The organism is Pseudomonas quebecensis, from assembly GCF_026410085.1.
GTDB lineage: Bacteria > Pseudomonadota > Gammaproteobacteria > Pseudomonadales > Pseudomonadaceae > Aquipseudomonas > Aquipseudomonas quebecensis.
The window spans coordinates 2479633-2496170 of record NZ_CP112866.1 but is presented as its reverse complement, the minus strand read 5'-3'; the positions used below and the strand labels follow the sequence as shown (position 1 = coordinate 2496170).

15 protein-coding genes and 1 pseudogene are annotated in these 16538 nt (G+C 62.9%); 8 read left to right on the top strand and 8 right to left on the bottom strand.

All coding sequences use genetic code 11. The annotated features are described in order from the left end of the window. Window positions 1–150 precede the first annotated feature (150 nt). Window positions 151–681: pseudogene (locus OSC50_RS11675) on the top strand (tetratricopeptide repeat protein); the annotation flags it as partial. Window positions 682–685: 4 nt separating this feature from the next. Here the strand turns inward: OSC50_RS11675 and OSC50_RS11670 are convergent. Next, window positions 686–1180: a hypothetical protein gene (locus OSC50_RS11670; RefSeq protein ID WP_181077681.1), complete on the bottom strand. Its 495-nt coding sequence runs from the start codon at window positions 1178–1180 to the stop codon at window positions 686–688. Between the two features lie 225 nt (window positions 1181–1405). Here OSC50_RS11670 and OSC50_RS11665 point away from each other — a divergent pair, with 225 nt between their 5' ends. Continuing rightward, window positions 1406–2098: an aspartate/glutamate racemase family protein gene (locus tag OSC50_RS11665; RefSeq protein ID WP_266249418.1), complete on the top strand. Its 693-nt coding sequence runs from the start codon at window positions 1406–1408 to the stop codon at window positions 2096–2098. On the opposite strand, the gene OSC50_RS11660 is transcribed toward OSC50_RS11665, so the two are convergent. From OSC50_RS11660 to OSC50_RS11645, 4 genes are all read right to left on the bottom strand, one after another. Beyond that, the gene (locus OSC50_RS11660) at window positions 2095–2607 is read right to left on the bottom strand and encodes a GNAT family N-acetyltransferase (RefSeq protein ID WP_181077685.1); all 513 of its coding nucleotides are present in this window, start codon (window positions 2605–2607) and stop codon (window positions 2095–2097) included. The two genes, OSC50_RS11665 and OSC50_RS11660, sit on opposite strands and share 4 nt — an antisense overlap. A gap of 61 nt (window positions 2608–2668) precedes the next feature. Beyond that, a complete protein-coding gene (locus OSC50_RS11655; protein ID WP_266249421.1) occupies window positions 2669–3736 on the bottom strand; it encodes a DUF1176 domain-containing protein in 1068 nt (355 codons plus the stop codon). A gap of 55 nt (window positions 3737–3791) precedes the next feature. Beyond that, on the bottom strand, window positions 3792–4931 hold the full coding sequence (locus OSC50_RS11650) for a glycerate kinase (RefSeq protein WP_266249423.1): 1140 nt from the start codon (window positions 4929–4931) through the stop codon (window positions 3792–3794). A gap of 91 nt (window positions 4932–5022) precedes the next feature. Then, complete coding sequence (locus tag OSC50_RS11645) at window positions 5023–6129, bottom strand: sugar diacid recognition domain-containing protein (protein ID WP_181077691.1); 1107 nt, start codon at window positions 6127–6129, stop codon at window positions 5023–5025. 160 nt (window positions 6130–6289) lie between these two features. On the opposite strand from OSC50_RS11645, the gene OSC50_RS11640 reads away from it, so the two are divergent. Continuing rightward, the gene (locus tag OSC50_RS11640) at window positions 6290–7600 is read left to right on the top strand and encodes an MFS transporter (protein WP_253507766.1); all 1311 of its coding nucleotides are present in this window, start codon (window positions 6290–6292) and stop codon (window positions 7598–7600) included. Window positions 7601–7698: 98 nt separating this feature from the next. Here the strand turns inward: OSC50_RS11640 and OSC50_RS11635 are convergent, their stop codons facing one another. Continuing rightward, window positions 7699–8403, bottom strand: a complete 705-nt coding sequence (locus OSC50_RS11635) for an SDR family oxidoreductase (RefSeq protein WP_253507769.1) — start codon at window positions 8401–8403, stop codon at window positions 7699–7701. A 101-nt stretch (window positions 8404–8504) separates the two neighbouring features. Between OSC50_RS11635 and OSC50_RS11630 the strand changes: the two genes are divergently transcribed. The 3 genes from OSC50_RS11630 to rarD all read left to right on the top strand — a co-directional run bounded on the left by OSC50_RS11630 (window position 8505) and on the right by rarD (window position 11503). After that, the gene (locus tag OSC50_RS11630; RefSeq protein ID WP_266249426.1) at window positions 8505–9407 is read left to right on the top strand and encodes a LysR family transcriptional regulator; all 903 of its coding nucleotides are present in this window, start codon (window positions 8505–8507) and stop codon (window positions 9405–9407) included. 81 nt (window positions 9408–9488) lie between these two features. Next, entirely contained in the window at window positions 9489–10496 is a 1008-nt protein-coding gene (locus OSC50_RS11625) for an aldo/keto reductase (protein ID WP_181077699.1), read from the top strand. A gap of 125 nt (window positions 10497–10621) precedes the next feature. Beyond that, the gene (gene rarD, locus OSC50_RS11620; RefSeq protein WP_266249428.1) at window positions 10622–11503 is read left to right on the top strand and encodes an EamA family transporter RarD; all 882 of its coding nucleotides are present in this window, start codon (window positions 10622–10624) and stop codon (window positions 11501–11503) included. 63 nt (window positions 11504–11566) lie between these two features. Here the strand turns inward: rarD and hppD are convergent, their stop codons facing one another. Both hppD and OSC50_RS11610 read right to left on the bottom strand, forming a co-directional pair. Next, window positions 11567–12643: a 4-hydroxyphenylpyruvate dioxygenase gene (hppD, locus tag OSC50_RS11615; protein WP_253507779.1), complete on the bottom strand. Its 1077-nt coding sequence runs from the start codon at window positions 12641–12643 to the stop codon at window positions 11567–11569. A 261-nt stretch (window positions 12644–12904) separates the two neighbouring features. Further along, window positions 12905–13828: a DMT family transporter gene (locus OSC50_RS11610; RefSeq protein WP_253507781.1), complete on the bottom strand. Its 924-nt coding sequence runs from the start codon at window positions 13826–13828 to the stop codon at window positions 12905–12907. A gap of 76 nt (window positions 13829–13904) precedes the next feature. On the opposite strand from OSC50_RS11610, the gene OSC50_RS11605 reads away from it, so the two are divergent. Together OSC50_RS11605 and OSC50_RS11600 are read left to right on the top strand one after the other, a co-directional pair. Further along, window positions 13905–14831 carry a LysR family transcriptional regulator gene (locus OSC50_RS11605; RefSeq protein ID WP_266249431.1) on the top strand — a complete coding sequence of 309 codons (927 nt, stop codon included), beginning with the start codon at window positions 13905–13907 and terminating at the stop codon, window positions 14829–14831. 29 nt (window positions 14832–14860) lie between these two features. Then, window positions 14861–16402 (top strand): EAL domain-containing protein, encoded by a 1542-nt coding sequence (locus tag OSC50_RS11600; protein WP_266249433.1) that lies wholly within the window; start codon window positions 14861–14863, stop codon window positions 16400–16402. Window positions 16403–16538: the final 136 nt, after the last annotated feature.

Below are 16538 nucleotides of genomic sequence, written 5' to 3'. Positions count from 1 at the left end.
CTGGCGGTCATCATCGAAAGACGGAGCTCTAGGTATAGCCAACTCTGGGGAAATAGCCTCTATTTTGCGCTGCCGGTTTGACAGGCCGAGGGCCAACGTTAAAGCTGCACGCAGCCCGCCATGCCGCAGACCGTCCCTGCGGATTTCAACGACCGCGCCGAGGCCAACCTCAACCTGGCCATGCTTTACCAGGCCAGCGGCCGGCAAGACAAAGTCGAGTCCCAGCTACGCACTGCCCTGCTGCGCGATCCTGATTTTTTTCCCGCGCTGGTCACCCTGGCACAATGGCTGGAAGCCCATGAACGCGGCGAAGAAGCACGCGCCCTGATCGCCGGGCAGCTGGCCGAGCATCCTGACGCTGCGCTGTTGCAACACACCCAGGGCTTGATGCTGATACGCAGCGGCGCTGCCGCCGAAGCGATGGGCTATCTGCGCAACGCCGCGCGTCTGGACCCGGCCAACGCCCAGTATGGTTTTGTGCTGGCGGTGGCGCTGCATGACGGCGGCCAGGTCGAACAGGCCTGCCAGCAGTTGGAAGCGGTGCTCCAGCGTCAGCCGTATCATCGCAATGCGCGGCTGTCGCTGATCCAGTACTACCTGGAGAGTGGCCAGGAGCCGAAGGCGCAACGGGTCTTGCAGAGCTGGAAACAACTCAACCCTGGCGACCCGGCGTTGAAGTAGAGCCTTAGCCGCGTTCGCGCGGAATCAGACTCTGCAACTGCGAGGCCAGGAAGTTGGCGTCGAAGCCAAAGGTGTCCGGGTCTTTGAGGCCATTGGTTTTCTTCCATAGCCAGTCATTTTTGTCGGCCGGCAGCACCAGCGACACGCTGCCGTGACGGGCAGCGGTCAAGCCCATCACCGATACCGAGATCAAGCCGCCCATGGCCATGACGTCAGGCACAAACTCCACGGTTTTACCGGTGATCTGTACCAATAGCTTTTCAGTCTTGAAGGTTGATGTTTCCACCGGCACGCTCGGCCCGCTGGCGACATAGGTTTGACGTTGGACCTCCAGCAAGCCGACGCGCTTGACCGGCTCCAGCCATTGCTCGATCTGCCCGAACAACTCGTCGAGCTTTTGCGTCCAACGGGCCGACTGCACCTCGAACTGCTGCTTCTTGTGCGCTTCGCTATCGGCGTAATGACGAAGCATCTCGCCCAGTTGCTGTACATCGTCCATTGCGGATTTCCTTGGGTGTGCCAGGTTGCGATATCCGATCATGGCAGATGCGGCCATTCACCGTACGATTAACGCCGATGGCCGCCGTGGGCGTGCACGAGACGAGCCTGGAATCGGCGTTTGCCGCTGAATCAGAACTGCACCGGTCATTTGGCGGGTAACTGCGTCTGACTATTCAGCGGCCGATGCGTAAGGTGAAGGCACTTTCCCTGTCAGGAGCATCGCATGCGCACCATCGGCCTTATCGGCGGCATGAGCTGGGAGTCCAGCGCCGAGTATTACCGCCTTATCAATCAGCGGGTGCGCGCCCAGCTCGGGCCGTTGCGTTCGGCGCCGATGTTGATGTACAGCGTGGATTTCGGGCCGGTGGCCCAGGCGCAGCACGACGGGCGTTGGGACGATGCCGCACAGATCCTCGAAGACGCGGCGCGGCGCCTGCAGGCCGGCGGCGCGGACTGTGTGGTGCTGTGCACCAACACCATGCATCGGGTGGCGCCGCGTATCGAGGCGGCGGTGTCGATTCCTTTCCTGCATATCGCCGACGCCGTCGGCCGGGCTGCCGTGCAGGCCGGCACACTCGCCGTCGGCCTGCTCGGCACCGCGTTCACCATGGAACAGGACTTTCTCAAGGCGCGCCTGGCGGAGCATGGCTTGAGCGTGCTGGTGCCCGAGGCCGAGGAGCGCAAAGCCGTGCATAAGATCATTTATGAAGAGTTATGCGTGGGAATCATCAGTGACACCTCGCGCCAGGCTTATCTGCGCATCATCGCTGCGCTGGCCGCGCGGGGCGCCCAGACGATCGTCCTCGGGTGCACGGAGATTGGTCTGCTGATCAAGCCTGAACACACGGACCTGCCGCTGCTGGACACCACCGAGCTGCATGCACAGGCTGCGGTGGCGTTTGCAGTGCAGGATTAAGCCGACGGGCGCAGACGCGCCATGCTGACGGTGTCGACATACACGCCGTCACGCAGGGCGTAGTCGCGCAGCACTCCTTCCACTTCGAAACCAAACGTGCGGTACAGGCGTTGCGCGGCCTGGTTGTCGGCGTACACCGTCAACTCGACGCGGTGCAGGTTCATCCAGTTGTCGGCCACGTCCAGGGCCGTCTTCAACAGCCGCGACCCCACGCCCTTGCCCTGCCAGGCGGTCGCCACGCCCATGCCGAACGTGCCGACGTGGGCCTGGCGCACGCGCAAGTACTGTTGCAGCCCCAGCTGGCCCACCACTTCGCCGCCATGCAATGCCACCAGTTGCAGGCGACGCTCGTCATCCAGCACCAGGCGCTTGCGCCACACCTCGATCGACTGGAACGGCATCTGCAGCACCTGACGACACACCGCCGGCTCGTTGTAGAGCGCGGCGACGCCTTCAAGGTGGGCCTCGGTAAAGCGCTGGATGACGATATGGGGTTCAGGCGTGTGCATGCGGTTTCATCCTTGGAAAAACAGGGGGCCTGCCAGTGTAGAGGCGTCGGCCGTCCGCTGCCTAGGGCGCCGGGGCGGTCGTCCACAACGACGGCCAATCGCCGTAGGCCACGCCGGTGCAGCGCGACATTATGTGGAACTCGCTGAGCTGGAATGCCTTGCCATCAAACACCCAGGCCGCCCCGGCCCCGCAATCGCCGAGCCCGCGTTGCTTGTAGAAATAACTCAAGGTGCCGGTGGCCGGATCGTAGCCCACCGAACCCTGCAGCGCGGCCCCGTCCAACGGCAACGGCTCCAGCTGCAAGGCGGCCTGGGCATAAGGCGCCTGGCGCGCGCGTTGCACCACCTCGTATTCACAGTTATAGGCCGCGCAGTCGTAACGCAACACGGTGATGGCGTGCGACGCCGTCAACGCACCGGCGCTGGCTTCGGGTGGCGGCGAATCCTCTTGCGCCGTTTCGCCTTTGAGCGCCTCGGCCACCAGGTTTTTCTGCTCCTGGGCGGTCAATGCCGGTGCGCCGGGGAATGCACGCAGCAAGGGCACCGGCATGTGCGCCGGTACGCTACTCGCCGCGCCCTTGCCCGGCCGCGCCAGAGCCGTGACGTTATCCACCCGGCCCTGCACCGCATCCATCAACAGCAGCGAAGCGCTCAGCCCACTCAGCGACACATGCGCGTCGGTATCGGCGGGCACTTGCAGGCGCTGACCATTGCGCAAGCGTTGCAACCACCGACGTGCCGCGTCGTCGTCCAGGACGCCGTAGGACTGGACATCCGGATCGCCACCCTGGTCATCCCGCTGCGCCTGCAAATCCTGGGTCAAGGCATCGCCCAGGGGCTGGCCGTCCAGTTGCAGGGTCGACAAGTCCACGGCCTCGCCCCGATGGTCGAAGCGCAAGCGCAAGTAACCCTGCGGCCCGGCCTTGTGCCAGATATGCAGGGTCAGCGAGCTGTAGTCTTCTTCATTGGCGCCACTCGGTGCGCTGAGGGCGTGACAATCGCGCAGGTTGTCGCAACCGACCACCCATTCCTTGATGTCACGCAGCAGCGGCACACTCTCGGCAGCGGGTTGTGCAAAGGCTTGGGCAGAGGAACCGGCCAGCAGGGCCAGGAGTAAGGGGCGCAACATGGGGACTCTCCGTGTCGGAAAAAGACGCGGATTGTCACATGTTCGGCGCGTGCCGTCAGCGCCCGGCAGCCACCCGCCACACCCGCGCAATATCCGCCGCCCGCTCGCGCAACAAGCGCGGCGCTTCGTTGCAGGCCTGCACGAGGCTCATTGGTCCGCTTGGCAAGGCGAAGGCTGCGGCGACGCCGTGTTGATACATCTGCGCGTAGCCATCACCGAGGGTGCCGGCGATGACGATCACCGGCACACCGTGTTGGCGGGCGATGCGTGCGATGCCGAACGGGGTTTTACCGCGCAGGGTCTGGGCATCGAATTGGCCTTCGCCGGTGATGACCAGGTCGGCGCCATGTATGGCCGCATCCAGGCCCACCAGGTCGGCGACCACCTCGACGCCCGCGCGGAACCGGGCGCCGAGAAACGCCTTGGCGGCGAAGCCCAGGCCGCCGGCGGCGCCGCTGCCGGGTTCATCGCGTACGTCGCGGGGCAGCACCCTGGCGCAATGATCGGCGAAGTGCCCGAGGGCGGCATCGAGCTGTTGCACCTGTTGCGGGCCCGCGCCTTTTTGCGGGCCGAAAATCGCCGAAGCGCCGTGAGGGCCGCAGAGCGGGTTGTTGACGTCGGCGGCTATGTCGAAACGCACCTGGGCCAGGCGTGGATCGAGGCTGTCCAGGCCGATGCGCGCCAACTGTGCCAAGGCCAGGCCTCCGGGCGGCAGGACGCGGTCGTCGGCGTCAAACAGCTGCACACCCAGCGCCTGCATCGCGCCGGCGCCGCCGTCGTTGGTGGCGCTGCCGCCGATGGCCAGGATGATGCGCCGGGCACCCGCTTCAAGCGCCGCGTGGATCAGTTCACCGGTGCCGAAGGTGCTGGTGCGGCACGCATCGCGCGCCTCCGGCGGTACCAACTGCAGGCCGCTGGCTTCGGCCATTTCGATGATGGCGGTGTGGCTGTCGGCCAACCAGCCCCAGTGCGCCTCGACCGGGTTACCCAATGGGCCGCGAACCGTCCGGCGGCGCAACTCACCGTGGCAGGCGGCGAGCACGGCGGCCACCGTACCTTCACCGCCGTCGGCCATCGGGCACTGGATCAACTGCGCCTGCGGCCAGACCTCGGCCAACCCGTCGGCAATCGCCTGGGCGACGCCCTCGGCACTCAGGCTGTCCTTGAACGAGTCGGGGGCGATGATGATCTTCATGGGCGTTCTCCGGTTTTTATGCCGTCCATGCTGCCAGTTGGCAGCGGCAATAACGCCGGTCCGATGCACAAGTGCGGCGTGGGTTTGTTGTTCATTCCGACAAAGCCTGGGGCAACAATTGCACGCCCAGGTACAAGGCGAGCATGCCGTCCAGGGTCAGCGGGTCAACGCCGCTGAGTTCGGCGATGCGCTCCATGCGGTAGCGCAGGCTGTTGCGGTGGATGCCCAGCGCGTCGGCACAGGCCTGGCTTTGCCCATCGTGCTCGCACCAACTGCGCAGGGTCGCCAGTAACTGCCCATTGGCGTCCTTGGCCAGGACTTTGCGCAACGGGTTGAGCAGTTCGTCGAGGGCGTCGTCGTTGCGATGGCGCCAAAGCATTACCGGCAGACGATAGCGGTTCAGGGTCAGCAACTGCGCATGGGGCAGGATATCGCGCCCGTAGGCCAGCAGGTCGCCGACCCGTCGGTAGCAGCGCCGCAGCCCGGCCAATCCATCGGCCTGACCGCCCACGGCCACGCGCAGAACAGGCCAGCCCTGGCCGGCGAGCTTTTCCAGCAGTTTGGGGTTGTCCACCCAGACCCCGGCCGGTCGGCACCACAGCAGTGAAAACTGCGCCGAGCTGACGCACCAACTGTCGGGATAGCGTGCGCTCAGCCAGGCGGCGAGGTCCTGCGCGCAGGCGCCTTCGCCCAATTCGAACAAGTACGGTATGCGCGGCATGTGAGGCTTGAGCCCCAGCTGCCGGGCTTCGTCGATCAAGCGCGGCGAGTCGCCGGCATCGGCCAGCAATAACGCCAGCAGATCATCGCAACGCTGGCGTCGCCACTGCTGGTCGGCCTGCTGATGGCGATGGCTGACCAGCATTTCAGCGGTCATGCGCACCAGTTCGGCGTAAGTGCGCAGCAATTCGGGCTCGCCGGTAAGGCCCAGTACGCCGATCAGGCGTTGGTCGTGCATCAGCGGCAGGTTGATACCGGGTTGCACGCCTTTGAGGTGTTTGGCGGTCTGGCCGTCGATCTCGACCACGCGGCCGTTGGCCAGCACCAGTTGCGCGCCTTCATGCCGGGTGTTGATGCGTTCGGGCTCGCCACTGCCGAGGATCAGCCCCTGGCTGTCCATGACGTTGACGTTATAAGGCAGGATGGCCATGGTGCGATCGACGATATCCTGCGCCAGGTCATGATCCAGCTCGAACATGGGGCTAACTTCCTGCAAGGCGTGGTTGGTCATCGGCACAGCGCAAAGCCGGCTTCACTGTGCGCGAGCACAAAGACAGCCGCCTGCTACCTGGCCGAGACTCTTGGGGCGATCAACGTTACCCTCGCATCGCGAAAAATCATAATAAAGAGAGAACGCCATGTCACAGAGCGCCGCTGTCACCCAGGCCAACGATGACGATAAAAACGCTGTCTACAAGCGCGTGACCCTGCGCTTGATCCCCTTCATTTTTATCTGCTACCTGTTCAACTACCTCGACCGCGTCAACGTCGGCTTCGCTAAGCTGCAGATGCTCGATGCCCTCAAATTCAGCGAAACCGTGTACGGCCTCGGGGCCGGGATCTTCTTCATCGGCTATGTGCTGTGCGGCGTGCCGAGCAACCTGGCCCTGAATAAATTCGGTCCACGGCGCTGGATCGCGCTGATGATGATCGTGTGGGGCACGTTGTCGACCTGCCTGCTGTTCGTCACCACACCGACCCATTTCTATACCCTGCGCCTGTTTACCGGTGCCGCCGAAGCCGGCTTTTTCCCCGGCGTGGTGCTGTACCTGTCGCAGTGGTTCCCGACCTTTCGCCGTGGGCGGATCATGGCGTTGTTCATGTCGGCGATCCCTGTGTCAGGCCTGCTGGGCAGTCCGTTTTCCGGCTGGATTCTCAACCACTTCGCCGCCGGCCAGGGCGGTCTGGCCGGCTGGCAGTGGATGTTCCTGCTGCAAGGCATCCCCACGGTTCTGCTGGGCGCCCTCGCCTACTTCCTGCTCAGCGACAGTTTCGCCCATGCCAAGTGGCTCACGCCCAAGGAGCGCGCGGTGCTGGAAGCCGACCAGGCCACGGACCTGGCGAACAAGCCCAAGACCACCAGCGACTCCCTCGCCGAGGTGTTCAAAAACCCGGCGATCTGGGCTTTCGGCCTGATCTACTTCTGTATTCAGAGCGGCGTGTACGCGATCAACTTCTGGCTGCCGTCGATCATCAAGAACCTGGGTTTCAGCGATAACCTGGTGATCGGCTGGCTCAGTGCGATCCCTTATCTGCTGGCTGCGGTGTTTATGTTGCTGGTGGGCCGTTCGGCGGACTTGCGCAAGGAGCGTCGCTGGCATTTGGTGGTGCCGATGCTGATGGGCGCGGTGGGCCTGGTGATCGCGGTAAACTTCGCCACCACGCCGGCCATTGCCATCCTCGGTCTGACCATTGCCACCATGGGCGCTCTCACCGGCCTGCCGATGTTCTGGCCGGTGCCGACGGCGATGCTCAGCGCAGGCGCAGCGGCGGGTGGCCTGGCGTTGATCAACTCCATGGGCCAGATGGCGGGCTTCCTCAGCCCTTATATCGTCGGGTTCGTAAAGGACGCCACGGGTTCGACGGATGTTGCGTTGTACCTGCTGGCGGCGGTGATTGTGGCGGGCAGTGCGCTGGCACTGCGCATGACACGGACCTTGAAGGTCTAACGCAGTCCAGACGAAAGGGGTTTGCCAGATGGCGACAGGTATCGACACAAATCAAACGACTGTCACCACGGCAAGCTCCCTCCCTCAGTAGGCTGCGGTTACAGCAGGCCGCCGCCGTTGATATCGATGACAGCGCCGCAGATAAAGCCATTTTCCATGGCCAGCACATAGCCTGCCGCCACCTCCTCGGCCTGCCCCACGCGGCCCACCGGCAACGCGCTTGCGGCGTTGGCAAACGTCGCCAGGCGCTGGTCTTCGGCCAACCCGGCATACGCCGGGGTATCAATTACACCGGGGCTCACCACGTTGACCCGACGCGGCGCCAGTTCCTTGGCCAACTGCTTGCCCAGGGCTTCAGTGGCGGCGTTGATACCGACTTTGATGAACTGCCCCGACGCCAATTTGCGCCCCAATTGCCCGGAGGTCAGGCTGATGCTGCCGCGCTCGTCGAGGAACGGCAGCGCCTGCTGGATTGCCCGCAAGGCCCCCCAGAGTTTCACGTTGAAGTTGTTCTGGGCTTCGTCCAGATCGGTATCTATCAAGGCTTTGGCATGCACCGATGGGCCGGACGTGTACACCAAATGATCAAAGCGCCCAACGGTTTCGAACAAGCGCCGCAGGGACTCGGTGTCGGTGACGTCCACGGGTTCGCTGCGCAGGCCGTTGTCGCGGCTCGATGACAGGCGTCGTCCCGCCAGCACCACTTGAGCGCCGCGTGCGGCGGCGGCCTTGGCCACTGCCGCGCCGATACCGCTGCTGCCACCGATCACGATGACGGTTTGGCCATTGAGGGGAGAAGTCATGAAGGAGAGTCCTGGGTTAGAAAGTGAGCGTTCATCTTCCCAGCTTGGCAATCTGCAAAAAATCCCGGTAAAACGACAGGATCTTTAAAGGATTTTTACAAATGAGTTCACTCCTGGACCTTGAAGTCTTCGTGCGCACCGCCGACACGGGCAGCCTGTCCGCCGCTGCCCGAGGGTTGGGCCTGACTCCGGCAGCGGCCAGTATTGCTCTCAAACGCCTGGAAACCCGGTTGGGCACTCGCCTGCTGGCACGCTCCACCCGGAGCATGCGCCTGACCGAAGAAGGCCGGCGCTACCTCGACAGCGCGCGCGAGGCCCTGGCTGCTTTGGCCGAAGGCGAGCAAGCGCTCAGGCAGCAGAGCCAGGGCCTGACCGGTTTGCTGCAGCTGGCCGCACCCTCGGATTTCGGGCGCAATGTGGTGCTGGGCTGGCTGGATGAGTTCAAGCTGGAACACCCGAACATCCGCCTGCAATTACTGCTCAACGACAGCAATGCCGACCTGTTTCGCGACACCGTCGACATTGCGCTGCGTTTCGGCGTCCCACGGGATTCCAGCCTGGTGGCGCTGCCGGTGGTGCCCGGCCACCAACGCCTGCCCTGCGCCAGCCCCGACTACCTGGCGCGCCACGGCACACCACGCACGCCGGCGGAGTTGGAGCAGCACAACACGCTGCGGTACATGCGTCAGGGCCGGGCCAACAGCACTTGGTACTTTCGACAGGGCACGGCATTGCAGGAAGTCGAGGTGACGGGCGACTACCTGAGCGATGACGGTGAAATCGTGCGGCGCTGGGCGCTGGCTGGCCACGGAATTGCCTACAAAGCCAACCTCGACATCGCCCGGGACCTCAAGGCCGGACGCCTGGTGCGCCTGTTGCCTGACTGGCAGGGAGAACCCACGCCGTTCAACTTGATGTGCCCTCACCGCCTGCAGGTGTCGGAGCGAGTGAAAGTGCTGCACCGATTTCTACAAGCGCGCTGCCAGGCCCTGCTGAGTGCGTGAAGAAACGCGCGCGGGTCTTGTTCCAGAGCTGGCGACTCTGGTATTGCATAGGTCACGTCTCATAGCCGCAAGGAGCTTTGCATGATTTATCGCACGTTGGGCCAGTCCGGGTTGAAGGTCAGTGTCCTGACCCTGGGCACCATGATGTTCGGCGAACAGACCAACACCGAAGACTCGCTGCGCATCATCGACAAGGCCTGGGATCAGGGTGTCAACTTTATCGACACGGCGGACGTGTACACCGGCGGGCGTTCCGAAGAGTTGGTGGGTGAAGCCATCGCCCGGCAGCGCCACGATTGGGTGGTGGCGTCAAAAGTCGGCTTCGGCCCGGCCGATGGTGTGCCCAACCGCAGCGGCCTGAGCCGCAAGCGAATATTCAACGCGCTCGATGCGAGCTTGACCCGCCTCGACACCGATTACCTGGACATCTACTACCTTCACCGCGAAGACCACCAGACGCCGTTGGAAGTGACCGTCTCGGCCATTGGCGACCTGATTCGCCAGGGCAAGATCCGCTACTGGGGCCTGTCCAACTATCGCGGCTGGCGCATTGCAGAAGTGATCCGCGTGGCCGAACGCCTGGGCGTGGACAGGCCTGTAATCAGCCAGCCTTTGTACAACATCGTCAACCGCCAGGCCGAGGTGGAGCAGATCACCGCCGCCGCTGCGTATGGCCTCGGTGTGGTGCCCTACAGCCCGCTGGCGCGCGGGGTGTTGAGCGGTAAATACGCCCCGGATGTCACCCCGCAAGCCGGCAGCCGCGCCGCGCGCCAGGACAAGCGCATCCTGGAAACCGAATGGCGCATGGAGTCGCTGCGCATCGCCCAGCAGATCCAGCAGTACACCCAAGGGCGTGGCGTGGGCATGGTGGAATTCGCCATCGCCTGGGTGCTCAACAACGCCGCGGTGAGTTCGGCGATTGTCGGGCCGCGCACCGAAGCGCAATGGGATGCCTACACCGGCGCGCTGCAGGTGAAGATCACGGCCGAAGACGAGGCGTTCATTGATTCGCTGGTCACGCCGGGGCATGCGTCCACACCAGGGTTCAATGACGTGGGCCACTTCGTTTCGGGACGCACGCCGCTGTGAGCGCGCTCTGACAGCGCAGCGTAAGAAAGTTTTCGGTGATTTGCCCCAAAACAGAGCAGCCTTGACGCGCCGAAAGCACCATAATCCCCTGCTCTTTTGATTGAATCGGCTTTCGCGAGGACAGTGTGTCTAAAGGTGTGGTGTTATCGGTCTCGGCCTCGGTGTTGTTTGCCGTCATGTACTACTTCACGTCGTTGCTCACGCCATTGAGCGGCCTGGAGATTTTCGGCTGGCGCATGTTGCTGACCGTGCCGTGCATGACGGTATTCATGGTGGTCAGCGGCGAGTGGCGACACGTGTGGGAACTGCTGCGCCGGCTCACGGCCGAGCCACGCTTGATCGCCGGCGTGGTGGTGTCGTCGGCCCTGCTGGGCGTGCAGTTGTGGCTGTTCATGTGGGCGCCGCTCAACGGGCGCAGCCTGGACGTGTCGGTGGGGTATTTCCTGTTGCCACTGACCATGGTGCTGACCGGGCGCCTGGTGTGGGGCGAACAGCTGTCCTATTTGCAGAAGATCGCGGTATTTTTTGCCGCGCTCGGTGTGCTCAACGAGTTGTATCAGGCCGGTGGGTTCTCCTGGGCGACCCTGGTGGTCATCATCGGTTACCCGCTGTACTTCATCGCGCGCAAATACCTCAAGACCGATCACCTTGGCGGCCTGTGGCTGGACATGGCGCTGATGCTGCCCGTGGCATGGTGGTTCGTGCAAAGTGGCGAACAGGGCTTTGCGGTGATGGATGCGCAGCCGAAGCTCTATGCTTTGATTCCGATCCTGGGCCTGATCAGTGCCTCGGCGCTGGTGAGCTATATCATCGCCAGTCGCTTGCTGGCCTTCAGCCTGTTCGGCCTGCTCAGTTATGTCGAGCCAGTGCTGTTGCTGCTGGTGGCGCTCTTGCTGGGTGAAGGCATCAAGGCCGGGCAATGGCCGACCTACATTCCGATCTGGATCGCGGTCATGGTCCTGGTGTTTGAAGGGTTCAAGCACTTGGTGCGCCAGCGCCGGGCGTAACGCCCAGGCAATAAAAAGCCCGGCCAGGGTTTACGTTGGCCGGGCTTTTTTCTACACGTGCGTTCAGTCGGCGGTCAACACACCGCGACGGACCTGGTCACGCTCGATGGATTCGAACAGGGCCTTGAAGTTGCCCTCGCCGAAGCCATCGTCCCCCTTGCGCTGGATAAACTCGAAGAACACCGGGCCCATCAGGGTTTCCGAGAAGATCTGCAGCAACAGACGCTTGTCGCCTTCGATGGACGAACCGTCCAGCAGAATGCCACGGGCCTGCAGTTGATCGACTGGCTCGCCGTGGTTGGGCAAGCGACCTTCGAGCATCTCGTAGTAGGTGTCCGGCGGCGCGGTCATGAAGCGCATGCCGATTTTCTTCAGCGCGTCCCAGGTCTGGACCAGGTCGTCGGTGAGGAACGCCACATGCTGGATGCCCTCGCCATTGAACTGCATCAGGAACTCTTCGATCTGCCCGGCGCCCTTGGAGGACTCTTCGTTCAGTGGGATGCGGATCATGCCGTCGGGGGCGCTCATGGCCTTGGAGGTCAGGCCGGTGTACTCGCCCTTGATGTCGAAATAGCGAGCTTCACGGAAGTTGAACAGCTTCTCGTAGAAGTTGGCCCAGTACACCATGCGCCCGCGATAGACGTTGTGGGTCAGGTGGTCAATGACCTTGAGGCCGGCGCCCTTAGGGTTGCGGTCCACACCGTCGAGGAAGACGAAATCGATGTCGTAGATCGAGCTGCCTTCGCCGAAACGATCGATCAGGTACAGCGGCGCGCCGCCGATGCCTTTGATGGCCGGCAGGTTGAGTTCCATCGGGCCGGTTTCGATATGGATCGGCTGAGCGCCCAGTTCCAGTGCGCGGTTGTAGGCCTTTTGCGAATCCTTGACCCGGAACGCCATGCCGCACACCGACGGGCCGTGCTCCGCCGCGAAGTACGAGGCGATGCTGTTGGGCTCGTTGTTGAGGATCAGGTTGATCTCGCCCTGGCGATACAGGTGCACGTTCTTGGAGCGATGGGTGGCGACTTTGCTGAACCCCATGATCTCGAAGATCGGCTCAAGGGTGCCTGGGATCGGCGAGGCGAATTCGATGAATTCAAAGCCCATCAGGCCCATTGGGTTTGCGTGTTGGTCGGTCATGTTCGGTGCCTCATCCTGCTCTTTGAAATAAAGAGTCTGATTAACGAAAAATCAATTGCCAGCAAGGATGAGGTACGGGGGTGGCGCGCAGGACAGGCCTCGCACGCTGCGGGCGAGGAAGTCACCAAAGATGAGGGGGGAGCCGAGTCGCTTCATGGTTGCATCAGTCTCTGACGGCCGAGGCTTGCGTGAGCGCAAGTCCATATTCTTGTATGCGTAAATCGATTCTACACAGCGTAACAGGGTTTGTCCGTACTCTTATCAAATCCCCATCACCCTCGCCGGTGCAAGGGGTTTGTTGCACAGGTAGATACCCCACAGTATTACCGCGCCACCCATCAGCATCGGCGCGCTGAGTGGCTCGCCCAGCAACAGCGCGCCACAGATGACCGCAGTGAGCGGGTTAAGCGCAATAAACACGCCGGAGCGAGTGGCGCCGATGCGGCGGATGCCGTCGTAGTAGCCGATATAGGCCAGGGCCGAGCCCAGCACGCCGAGATAGCCCAGGCTCAGCGCCTGCGGCAGGTCAATGCGGCTCACGGCCTGAAGCGTGAAACCGCCCATGAAGGCGGTGGCGGCGGCCAGCATCGCGGCGCCCAGCAGCACCGACCAGGTCACCGTCTGCAGCGGCCCGAGGCTGGCGTTGAGTTCACGGGAATACAACGAGTAAATGCCCCAACCCAGCACGCAGCCCAGAATCAGCAGGTCCCCCAGCCCATGATCGGGAGCGCCCTGGAGCAACTGCGGATTGCGGCTGACAATCACGGTCGCGGCGCCCCCCAGGCACAGTGCGATACCGATGATGCGTGCGCGCCCCAGTTGTTCCTTGAACAGCAGCGAGGACGCCAGGCCGATCACCGCAGGGTTCAGGGCCACGATCAACGATGCTCGCGAGGCATTGATGTAGTGCAGCCCATAGAAGAAACACAGGTTGTAGAAGAAAATCCCGAAAAAACCCAGCAAGGCCAACTGTCGCAGTTGCCTACCCGTTGGCCGCACCAGTCGAATGCGCGCCAGGGCCATGAACAACAGCAACGCCAGGCTGGCCAGGATAAACCGCAGGCTGGCGGCCAGCAGTGGGTCGATATGATCGGCCAGGTAGCGACCGGCGACGAAGGTGCCACCCCAGATCATGGTGACGGCGGCAAGCTTGCAGTAAGTCAGATGATCCGAGGTGGGATGCATGATTGTGGCTCAAGGCGTGGCTGATTGAAGGTATTCTCTGAGTAATGACTCATCATCGTAAAATGAGTAAACACTCATGACCCTGACCCAATTGGAAATCTTTTCCCTGGTTGCCGAACTGCAGGGCTTTACCAGTGCCGCCCACCGCCTGGGTATCAGCCAATCGGCCGTGTCCCATGCCATCAAGGCGCTGGAGCAGGAGCTGGGCGTGACGCTATTCCGGCGGCATCAAACCCTGGTCGAACCCAGCGACATCGGCCTGCAATTACTTGCACGCGCACGCGCCATGCTTGGCCTGGCCAATACGTTGCAACAGGAAGCCGCGGACGCCCGTGGCATGAAGCGCGGCACCTTGCGCATCGGCTCATTCGGCCCGACCGCGTCGATACGGTTGCTGCCAGCCATCCTCCAGCGCTTTCGCGCCGAGTATCCGGGAATTGAAGTGCATGTAGACGAAGGGCCGGATCGGCAGGTGATCCAGTGGCTGGAGGAGCGGCGCATCGACGTCGGTTTTGTGGTGCTGGAACAGGAGCGCTTCGATACCTTCGCGCTGTGCGAGGATCAGATGGTCGCGCTGCTGCCGGCGGACCATCCGCTGACCGCGCAGGACGCCTTGCCCCTGCGGGCGCTGTGCGATGATCCGTTTATTCTGACCGAAGCCGGGTCGTCGGAGCTGGTCAGCCGGCTGTTTGCCGGCGCCCAGTTGCAACCCAAGGTGCGTTATCGCTGCGCGCAGCTGCTGAGCACGCTGGAGGCGGTCTGCCGGGGTGACGGCGTCAGTGTCGTGGCGCAGGCGTCGTTACCCTGCGGTCACGATTCGCGCTACGTCACACGGCCGTTGCTACCCAGCGTTGCGCGCCGGATCGGCCTGGCAGTGCTGGATCGGCGACAGGCATCTCCTGCTGCGCTGGCGTTCATAGAGATTGCACAAAACCTGACCAAGGCGAGCATATTTGAGCCCGCCCATCTATCATCGAAACATTCCTCACCGGCGCGCCGGTAACCCCCGCTGCGCAACAGGCCCCAGAACCCATGCCGCTTCGTGTCAATGGCCCTCGAAAGCCCGTTACCCGCTTCTCGATCAGCGCCATGTGTGGCCTGCTGCCCGTGCTGCTCGGGGTCGTCATCCTGTATTGGCAGGCCGAACGTACCCTGGAACAAAGCACGACGCAGACCGCCGAAGAGGCGGTGCGCCAGTTCGACCTGATGCTCGACAACACCGCGCTTGCCGCCCAGGCGCTGGTGCCGCTGGCCGGGCAGCCGTGCGACAGCGCCACTCAACTGGCGCTGCGCGAACAGGTGACGCGCCGGCCATTTGTACGCGCCACCACGTTGTCCTGGCAGAAAAATATCTATTGCAGTTCCCTGTTCGGCGGCGATTACACCTCGCCGGTCAACCCGGATGATTACGTCGATGGGCGCCTGTGGCTGATGGACGGCAACCCGGTCACCCCGGACACCGCGCTGCTGGTTTATCGCCTGGTTGAAGGGGACAAGGCCGCGTTCGCCTCGGTTGACGGCTACCACCTCACCAATGCCCTGCGCCTGATCAGCCGCTATGCGCAACTGATTCTGCAGGTCGGCCCGCACTGGCTCGACGCCGATGGCCAGGTGCGCCGGACACCGCCGCCGACGTTCGCGGTGGCCCATCAGCACCTGGCTTCGACGCGCTATGCCTACAGTGTCGATGCCGGCATGCCGGACGGTGAGGTGTGGCGTTACATGCAGGCGCGTTACCCTGCCCTGTTCAGCCTATTGGTGTTTTTTGGCGGGCTGGCGGCACTGCTCGCGCACTGGCTGCAAAAGCGCGCCTCGTCGCCAACCCATGAGTTGCAACGGGCACTGGGCGCCAATGAGTTCATCCCTTACTACCAACCGGTGGTGCGCGGCGACACCCGCGCGTGGGCCGGTTGCGAAGTGCTGATGCGCTGGAAGCATCCGAAGGAAGGCCTGGTACGCCCGGACCTGTTCATTCCGCTGGCTGAGGATTGCGGCCTGATCGTGCCGATGACCCGCGCCCTGCTCCGCCGGACCGCCGCCGAGTTGGCGCCTCACGCGTCGCGTTTCACGCCGGGGTTCCATATCGGCGTAAACATCACCGCGCGTCACTGCCAGGACCTGCAACTGGTAGACGACTGCCGCGAGTTCCTCGCGGCCTTCGCCCCGGGGCAGGTTACGCTGGTGCTGGAACTGACCGAGCGCGAGTTGATCGAGCCCACTGAGATCACCCGTCGCCTGTTCGAGGCGCTCCACGCGCTGGGCGTGATGATCGCCATCGACGACTTCGGCACCGGCCATTCAAGCCTGGGTTATTTGCGCAACTTCAATGTGGACTACCTGAAGATCGACCAGAGCTTTGTCGCCATGATCGGCGTCGACGCGCTGTCCGGGCATATCCTGGACAGCATCATTGAATTGTCCGGCAAGCTTGACTTGGGTATCGTCGCCGAGGGCGTTGAAACAGCGCAGCAGTGCCAATACCTCGCGAGTCGAGGAGTCGACTTCCTTCAAGGTTATCTATTTGGCCGGCCACTACCGTGTGAGGAATTCGTTAACAGCCTGGCCAAGGATTGAATAGGCCCGCACTAGGCAGCTTCAAAAAGTGTTAATGAGACAAAAGACGTGATTTACTCGTGACGTATTAACTACTACAATTTTTCTTGCCCGTTTAGAGTCACCTTAAAGCGCTTGGCTTGCAGCTTTGTTAGCA

Coding starts and splice junctions, on each gene's coding strand:
- OSC50_RS11670 (WP_181077681.1), bottom strand. CDS start 1,180: ATGGACGATGTACAGCAACTGGGCGAGATGCTTCGTCATTACGCCGAT.
- OSC50_RS11665 (WP_266249418.1), top strand. CDS start 1,406: ATGCGCACCATCGGCCTTATCGGCGGCATGAGCTGGGAGTCCAGCGCC.
- OSC50_RS11660 (WP_181077685.1), bottom strand. CDS start 2,607: ATGCACACGCCTGAACCCCATATCGTCATCCAGCGCTTTACCGAGGCC.
- OSC50_RS11655 (WP_266249421.1), bottom strand. CDS start 3,736: ATGTTGCGCCCCTTACTCCTGGCCCTGCTGGCCGGTTCCTCTGCCCAA.
- OSC50_RS11650 (WP_266249423.1), bottom strand. CDS start 4,931: ATGAAGATCATCATCGCCCCCGACTCGTTCAAGGACAGCCTGAGTGCC.
- OSC50_RS11645 (WP_181077691.1), bottom strand. CDS start 6,129: ATGTTCGAGCTGGATCATGACCTGGCGCAGGATATCGTCGATCGCACC.
- OSC50_RS11640 (WP_253507766.1), top strand. CDS start 6,290: ATGTCACAGAGCGCCGCTGTCACCCAGGCCAACGATGACGATAAAAAC.
- OSC50_RS11635 (WP_253507769.1), bottom strand. CDS start 8,403: ATGACTTCTCCCCTCAATGGCCAAACCGTCATCGTGATCGGTGGCAGC.
- OSC50_RS11630 (WP_266249426.1), top strand. CDS start 8,505: ATGAGTTCACTCCTGGACCTTGAAGTCTTCGTGCGCACCGCCGACACG.
- OSC50_RS11625 (WP_181077699.1), top strand. CDS start 9,489: ATGATTTATCGCACGTTGGGCCAGTCCGGGTTGAAGGTCAGTGTCCTG.
- hppD (WP_253507779.1), bottom strand. CDS start 12,643: ATGACCGACCAACACGCAAACCCAATGGGCCTGATGGGCTTTGAATTC.
- OSC50_RS11610 (WP_253507781.1), bottom strand. CDS start 13,828: ATGCATCCCACCTCGGATCATCTGACTTACTGCAAGCTTGCCGCCGTC.
- OSC50_RS11605 (WP_266249431.1), top strand. CDS start 13,905: ATGACCCTGACCCAATTGGAAATCTTTTCCCTGGTTGCCGAACTGCAG.
- OSC50_RS11600 (WP_266249433.1), top strand. CDS start 14,861: ATGCCGCTTCGTGTCAATGGCCCTCGAAAGCCCGTTACCCGCTTCTCG.